Source organism: Pseudomonas sp. REP124 (assembly GCF_020164475.1).
In the GTDB taxonomy this organism is placed as follows: domain Bacteria; phylum Pseudomonadota; class Gammaproteobacteria; order Pseudomonadales; family Pseudomonadaceae; genus Aquipseudomonas.
On record NZ_JAIQWX010000085.1, the window covers coordinates 20,087 to 27,235 of the forward strand.

At 52.1% G+C, this 7,149-nt stretch carries 5 protein-coding genes; 3 read left to right on the forward strand and 2 right to left on the reverse strand.

What is annotated here, in order from left to right:
- Nucleotides 1-571: 571 nt before the first annotated feature.
- A complete protein-coding gene (acs, locus tag K9857_RS19625) occupies nt 572-2,527 on the reverse strand; it encodes an acetate--CoA ligase (protein ID WP_224538440.1) in 1,956 nt (651 codons plus the stop codon).
- A gap of 485 nt (nt 2,528-3,012) precedes the next feature.
- Here acs and K9857_RS19630 point away from each other — a divergent pair, with 485 nt between their 5' ends.
- From K9857_RS19630 to K9857_RS19640, 3 genes are all read left to right on the forward strand, one after another.
- A complete protein-coding gene (locus tag K9857_RS19630; protein ID WP_224538442.1) occupies nt 3,013-3,276 on the forward strand; it encodes a DUF2790 domain-containing protein in 264 nt (87 codons plus the stop codon).
- A gap of 689 nt (nt 3,277-3,965) precedes the next feature.
- Complete coding sequence (locus K9857_RS19635) at nt 3,966-5,213, forward strand: ribonucleotide-diphosphate reductase subunit beta (protein ID WP_224538444.1); 1,248 nt, start codon at nt 3,966-3,968, stop codon at nt 5,211-5,213.
- A gap of 93 nt (nt 5,214-5,306) precedes the next feature.
- On the forward strand, nt 5,307-6,824 hold the full coding sequence (locus tag K9857_RS19640) for a hypothetical protein (RefSeq protein WP_224538446.1): 1,518 nt from the start codon (nt 5,307-5,309) through the stop codon (nt 6,822-6,824).
- 43 nt (nt 6,825-6,867) lie between these two features.
- Here the strand turns inward: K9857_RS19640 and K9857_RS30590 are convergent.
- A partial coding sequence (locus K9857_RS30590) for a PD-(D/E)XK motif protein (protein ID WP_411961586.1) occupies nt 6,868-7,149 on the reverse strand: 282 nt, incomplete at its 5' end.

Consider the following 7,149-nt stretch of genomic DNA (forward strand, 5'->3'; position numbering starts at 1 on the left):
GAGCGCGTTGACAGCCCTGCAAAATCATGCAAAGGCAAAAGAGGGTAAACCGATCTATGTAGCAAATAGCGGGCCTATTATTGGCAAACCCTTCTAATCCGGCAAGCTTGGCGTTGGGTGTTATTTTTTTGGAAGGGTTTTGAGGCCTTCGTTCAGAGCACCGCGTTTCCCAATGCCCCGGGTGGGTGTGGAGCGGTTACACATTCAATAAAACGAAAAATCGTGGGTAACAGTAGGAAACGTCCCACAAGGCTCCCGATAATTATTGGCTGTTGGTTATGTGGTGCCTGTGCCGACGCCTTCGCGAGCAAGCCCGCTCCCACATTGGATTTGTGGCGCACAGAAAATCCCGAACACCCCACAAATCCCCTGTGGGAGCGGGCTTGCTCGCGAAGAGGCCCTCCCAGCCACCACAACCCCCAAGCACCACCCCGATCCCCCACCCACCGCCCCTCTGTAGGAGCGAGGCTTGCCCGCGAAGAGGCCCGCCCAACCACCACAAAACCATCAGCCACAAAAAAGCCCCACCAGGCACCAAGCCAGGCGGGGCTTCAATAACACCAAACCCTACTTAAGCAACATTCATAGTCCGGTGCGTATCAATCAAATGCTGCACCACACCCGGATCCGCCAAGGTCGAGATATCCCCCAACCCCTCATACTCCGCCGTCGCAATCTTGCGCAGAATCCGGCGCATGATCTTGCCCGAACGAGTCTTCGGCAGCCCCGGCGCCCACTGGATCACATCCGGCGAAGCAATCGGCCCGATCTCCTTGCGCACCCAGTTCTTCAGCTCCAGGCGCAACTGCTCGCTCGTCTCTTCACCTTCAATCAAAGTGACATAGACATAAATCCCCTGCCCCTTGATGTCATGCGGCACACCCACCACTGCCGCCTCGGCGACTTTCGGGTGAGCGACCATCGCCGACTCAATCTCGGCCGTGCCCATGCGGTGGCCGGACACGTTCAGCACGTCGTCCACACGCCCGGTGATCCAGTAGTAACCATCGGCATCACGACGGGCACCGTCACCGGTGAAGTACATGCCACGGAAAGTCTTGAAGTAGGTATCGACGAAACGGTCATGGTCGCCGAACAGCGTACGCGCCTGACCCGGCCACGAATCGAGAATCACCAGGTTGCCCTCGGCCTCGCCTTCGATGATATTGCCCAGGTTGTCCACTAACGCTGGCACCACACCAAAGAACGGACGCGCCGCAGAACCCGGCTTCATCGCATGGGCGCCCGGCAGCGGGCTCATCATGTTGCCTCCGGTTTCGGTCTGCCACCAGGTATCGACGATCGGGCAACGGGACTTGCCGACGTTCTTGTAGTACCAGTCCCAGGCTTCCGGGTTGATCGGCTCGCCCACCGAACCCAGCAGACGCAGGCTGCTGCCATCGGCGCCTTCGACTGCGGCGGTGCCGGCGGCCATCATGGCGCGGATCGCGGTCGGTGCGGTGTAGAGGATGTTGACCTTGTGCTTGTCGACGATCTTCGCCACCCGGGTGATGTCCGGATAGTTCGGCACACCTTCGAACAGCAGCGTGGTCGCGCCATTGGCCAGCGGGCCGTAGACGATGTAGCTGTGGCCGGTGACCCAGCCCACGTCGGCGGTGCACCAGTAGATTTCGCCGGGACGGTAGTCGAACACGCGCTCATGGGTCATGGCCGCGTACAACAGATAGCCGCCGGTGGTGTGCTGCACGCCCTTCGGCTTGCCGGTGGAGCCGGAGGTGTAGAGGATGAACAGCGCTTCTTCAGCGCCCATTTCTTTCGGCGCGCAAACGGTGCCGGCCACTTTCATCAGGTCTTCGAACCAGATGTCGCGATGCTGGTTCCACTTGATGTCACCACCGGTGCGCTTGCACACGATGACCTTCTGGATGCTGCTGGTTTCCGGGTTGGTCAGGGCGTCGTCGACGTTGGCCTTGAGCGAAATCTTCTTGCCGGCACGGATGCCTTCGTCGGCGGTGATCACCACTTTCGAGCGGCAGTCGATGATGCGACCAGCCAGGGCTTCCGGCGAGAAGCCACCGAACACTACCGAGTGAATCGCACCGATCCGGGTACAGGCCAGCATGGCGACCACAGCTTCGGGGATCATCGGCATATAGATAGTCACCACGTCGCCGCGGTGCACGTCCTGGCCACGCAGGGCGTTGGCGAACTTGCAGACTTGTTCGTGCAGTTCGCGGTAGGTGATGTTGCGGCTTTCGGAAGGATCATCGCCTTCCCAGATGATGGCGACCTGATCGCCACGCTCGGCCAGATGACGGTCCAGGCAGTTGTAGGAAACGTTCAGGGTGCCATCAGCGAACCACTTGATATCGACATGGTGATCGTCGAAAGAGGTTTGCTTGACCGTGGTGAAAGGCTTGATCCAGTCGAGACGCTTGGCTTGCTCGCGCCAGAAACCGTCCGGGTTGACGACCGACTGCTGGTACATGGCCTTGTAGGTCGCCTCGTCAGTCAGCGTATTGGCCAGAACCTCGGGACGAACGGGATACAGAGAAGCCGCACTCATCTTTCTTACCTCGGTGGAATAGTTGTTTTTGTATGGCACCCGTTTTATCCGGGCGGGGCCTATAGAACCATTCGACGATGGTAGTAACAAGCCCACACAATTCGTCCAGATTTACCCCCAACCCTCCCCCAAACTAGCTACACACTGCCCCTGTGGGAGCGAGCCTGCTCGCGATGGTCGCCAACGATAACGCTGGCTCCCTGACCACCCGCGGTGCCTGAACCTCCATCGCGAGCAAGCTCGCTCTTACAGACGAACAAACCCATCTCCCGGGATTGTTACAAAATCCATCAAAGGTGTTTATCAAAACCCCACCTATATGAATCCCACCCCCATCCCTAAAATTCACCCCGCCAACCCGGCACCAGAGTTAACACGTTACAGCCCCCACGAAGGCAGTTAACCCAAATCCAAGTAGTGCAGTTACACACGCAACCCCAAAAAGGTTGCGTGACCCCTTTCGCCCTCAAAAAGGTAAAAATCGAATGAAAGCTTTATTGGTTCTGGCCCTCTCAAGCCTGTGCGCAACCGCCATGGCAGACGAGGTCCAGACTGATGTCGCGCAGCAACAACCGGCCATCGAGGAATACACTTACTCAATGAACCTGGACATCGCCAAAGTTATCTCCATGAGCGAAGTTCCGAACGTCTGCGAAGTAGTCCCGGCCAAAATGGAATATGACGACTCCAAGGGCCAGCGCCATATTCTGCGATATAGCGTCATGGGTAACGGCTGCTCCGGCGGCTGATCTAACTGCACTCTGCCCTAACACCAAACCCGCTTTTATGTAGCAGCTGGCGAAGCCTGCGTCCGACTGCGCAGCAGTCGCAAAACCTGTGCACGCGGTCTACCTGAGAACCGCATTTGCCGACCTTGCGACTGCTTCGCAGCCGGACGCAGGCTTCGCCAGCTGCTACAAGGTCCCACGCAGCCTTCGAGAGGGGTCGAATTCACCCATTTTCAGTCGAACCCAGTAGTGTCTGGAGCGGTCAAAAGCCAACCAAAAACACAACATGTAGTAAAAAACCGCGTTTTCTGCTCATTTTTTAAGCAAAACCTGAGTCAAGCGATTTTTCCGAAAAAAATTCTTCTCCCGCCAAAGGCCCATAAACCCTCGCTCTGGCCGAAAAACCTCCCCTCTCGGCCGCTCCATGCGTGGATTCGCCCCACCACGGCCGGAAAAATTTCCCTATAATGCCGCCTTAAACGGGCCTGCAATATTCCCTTACAGGGACGAACGCCAATCTGAAGCCCACGCCGAAGTCCTCACCGATTTCAGCGCCCCTCAGAGGCTCTCGGAACCCGTACAAAATTATGTTTATTTGCCTGCGCGTGCCGCTGCAAAGAACGCTATCCAACGCGGCCAGTACGGCCGTGTGAAAAACAGACCATCCATTTCACACGGGCAACTGGCCCTCACGCAGGAGACGACACGTCATGCTGAGCTGGGACGAATTCGACAAAGAAGACACGGAAGTAGCGGCCAAGAGCGCCAACGCTGGCCAAGCCGCCGAACCCACCATGGACCGTCTCGACAGCGCCGGCGGTGCCGCCGCCCTGGAAGCCCGTGCCGTAACCGCCACTGACTCCGCTGCCGTTGCCCGCGCCAAAGCTTCCCTCGACACCCTCGACATCGCCGAAGGCCTCGCTGAACTCGAAGGCGCCTCCGCCCGTGTCGCCGTTGACGAAAAGCGCATGATCAACTGCCGCGCCGACCTCAACCAACTCGTGCCATTCAAGTACGACTGGGCCTGGCAGAAATACCTGGACGGCTGCGCAAACCACTGGATGCCGCAAGAAGTCAACATGACCGCCGACATCGCCCTCTGGAAAAACCCGGAAGGCCTGACCGACGACGAGCGCCGCATCGTAATGCGCAACCTCGGCTTCTTCTCCACCGCCGACTCCCTGGTTGCCAACAACCTGGTCCTGGCCGTGTACCGCCTGATCACCAACCCGGAATGCCGTCAGTACATCCTGCGCCAGGCGTTCGAAGAGGCGATCCACACCCACGCCTACCAGTACTGCATCGAATCGCTGGCCATGGATGAAGGCGAGATCTTCAACATGTACCACGAGATCCCATCGGTCGCGAAAAAAGCCACCTGGGGCCTCAAATACACCCGCTCGATCTCCGATCCGAAGTTCGAAACCGGCACCGTCGAAACCGACAAAGAACTGCTGCGCAACCTGATCGCCTACTACTGCGTTCTGGAAGGCATCTTCTTCTACTGCGGCTTCACCCAAATCCTCTCCATGGGCCGCCGCAATAAAATGACCGGCGTCGCCGAGCAGTTCCAATACATCCTGCGCGACGAATCCATGCACCTGAACTTCGGCATCGACGTGATCAACCAGATCAAAATCGAAAACCCACACCTGTGGGATGCCGAAATGAAAGAAGAAGCCTCGCAGATGATTCTGCAGGGTACTCAGCTGGAGATCGAATACGCGCGCGACACCATGCCTCGCGGCGTGTTGGGCATGAACGCGGCGATGATGGAAGACTATCTGAAGTTCATCGCTAACCGTCGCCTGAGCCAGATTGGCTTGAAGGAAGAGTATCCAGGGACTACCAACCCGTTCCCTTGGATGAGCGAAATTATGGACTTGAAGAAAGAGAAGAATTTCTTTGAGACTCGGGTTATTGAGTATCAGACTGGTGGTGCGTTGAGCTGGGATTGACTCTAAAAACTGTTGAAAGGCTACCATTGGTAGCCTTTTTTATGGAACCATGTTTAGAGCACGGAAGTTAAAACAAAAAAAACGGATCAAAAAATGGGTGAGTTAATCACAATCGATCTTCAATCCGAAGATATCCCAGAACTTTCTGCAGCTGATTTTTTTTCCTTACTAAAGGATCAAAAAACAATCAAAATACAAATCCCTCTTTCATCGGTAAATGTATCAAACTCATACATAGACATTATAAGCGACTATTTAGATGCTTCTTTTGCCATTGAGAGTTTGGCATCAAACTTTGAAATTCTTAACATAGAAAAAAATTGGAGCGCGAAACACCATCCAGTTTACTACTTAACCATTAACAACCATGACCCAATTAAGCTTAGCGAGCTTTTATTAAAATTGGTCTGGATATTCCAATACCCTATTAGCGATGCTAGCGAAACAATATTTGATGAAGTTAGGCATGACATTTATCAGTACGAAGAAACCATCACGGATACTACACTGTTCTATCCTGAGATAATTGACGACTATCTAGCAAACTTAATAAACGGCGCCTACTACGAGCTAGACTTTGATGTATTCAGGGATCAGCTATACTTTTTTCCGGAAAGAACCTTTGGATTTTGGGCGTCAGCAGCATACAACAATGAAACAGAGAAAGTGCTGCTATCAACAGATGCCTGGATAATACCCGCCCAAATAAATCCTGCTCACGCATTTAAACGACTTGGATACGATGGCGACTTTTCGCTATTAAATTCAAATCTATTGACGATCAACAATCAAACAATTGCCATATCAGAAGGTATTACTTTATCAATACCAATGAAAAAAATAGCGCAAGCTCTAGCTTGCATAGAAGAACTCAACACCCCTAAAAACGAATACCGGCAAAAATTCCAATCAAATGAAACAAGCGACCTCTACCATCATTCATTTAACTTTTATGAAAATGCTCGCTCATACGAAAAAACACAAAACCACAGCACATTCGAGCCATATATTTCTGAGTTTTCAGATTTTTTCGCATTAAAAATCAAATCTGCATTTATAATTATCTTCGACACTAAGGAGCTTCAGCGCAACGAGTCAGAACGTTATATAAATGCGGCTAGACAACTATTCTCTTCTTTCGAAGACAACATAACCACACCATCGAAATTGAACTTACCTTGGCACGAAATTAACGACGAAATTTTTGAGCAAATATGTTATGACATCATTTATCACAATTCAAAATTTGATAGATCAACGATTAGAAAATACGGAAAATCACGCTCGCGCGACGGAGGAAGAGACATCAGTGTATATACAAAAGCTAAGCCAGGAGAAAAGTCTCAAAAATACATTTTTCAATGCAAACTAAGCGATCCTGAAAAATCAATAGGAACATCAAAGCTTGGCGCGATAACAGATATTTTAGAACAGTATAGCGCGGATGGTTATGGCATTATGTGCAATTGCTATATTGACGCATCACTTTTTGACCGACTGGATGCGATAGCTACGAACAGAAGCATAAATATAGAAACATGGTCTATATTCGATATAGAAAGATTTATAGCGCGGCGACCGGTAATAAAAAATCGTTACTTCAGTAAATGAGGATAAATAACAAATATATAAAATAATTAAAAGACTACAGAGATCACTTTAAAAAGTCCCGCAGCAACAATTCACCTTTCTCAGGGGTTTTAGCGACACACCATCGACTAGCGCCTTCCAAGTTCAAACTATAATTGATCGAGCCGACCCCCGCGGGGACTCCTTCATGAAATGAGAGTGGTGTAATTCGAGGAAAACCCTCCATAACCCGATATAACTCCTCCGAACGTACACGAAGCAATAGGTTTTTGTACTCAAGCACATGCCTATCATCATATCCAGAGGAATACAACATTGACTCAAATCTAGAATGTGCGGATAAATC

Coding starts and splice junctions, on each gene's coding strand:
- K9857_RS19635 (WP_224538444.1), top strand. CDS start 3,966: ATGCTGAGCTGGGACGAATTCGACAAAGAAGACACGGAAGTAGCGGCC.
- K9857_RS19640 (WP_224538446.1), top strand. CDS start 5,307: ATGGGTGAGTTAATCACAATCGATCTTCAATCCGAAGATATCCCAGAA.
- K9857_RS19630 (WP_224538442.1), top strand. CDS start 3,013: ATGAAAGCTTTATTGGTTCTGGCCCTCTCAAGCCTGTGCGCAACCGCC.
- acs (WP_224538440.1), bottom strand. CDS start 2,527: ATGAGTGCGGCTTCTCTGTATCCCGTTCGTCCCGAGGTTCTGGCCAAT.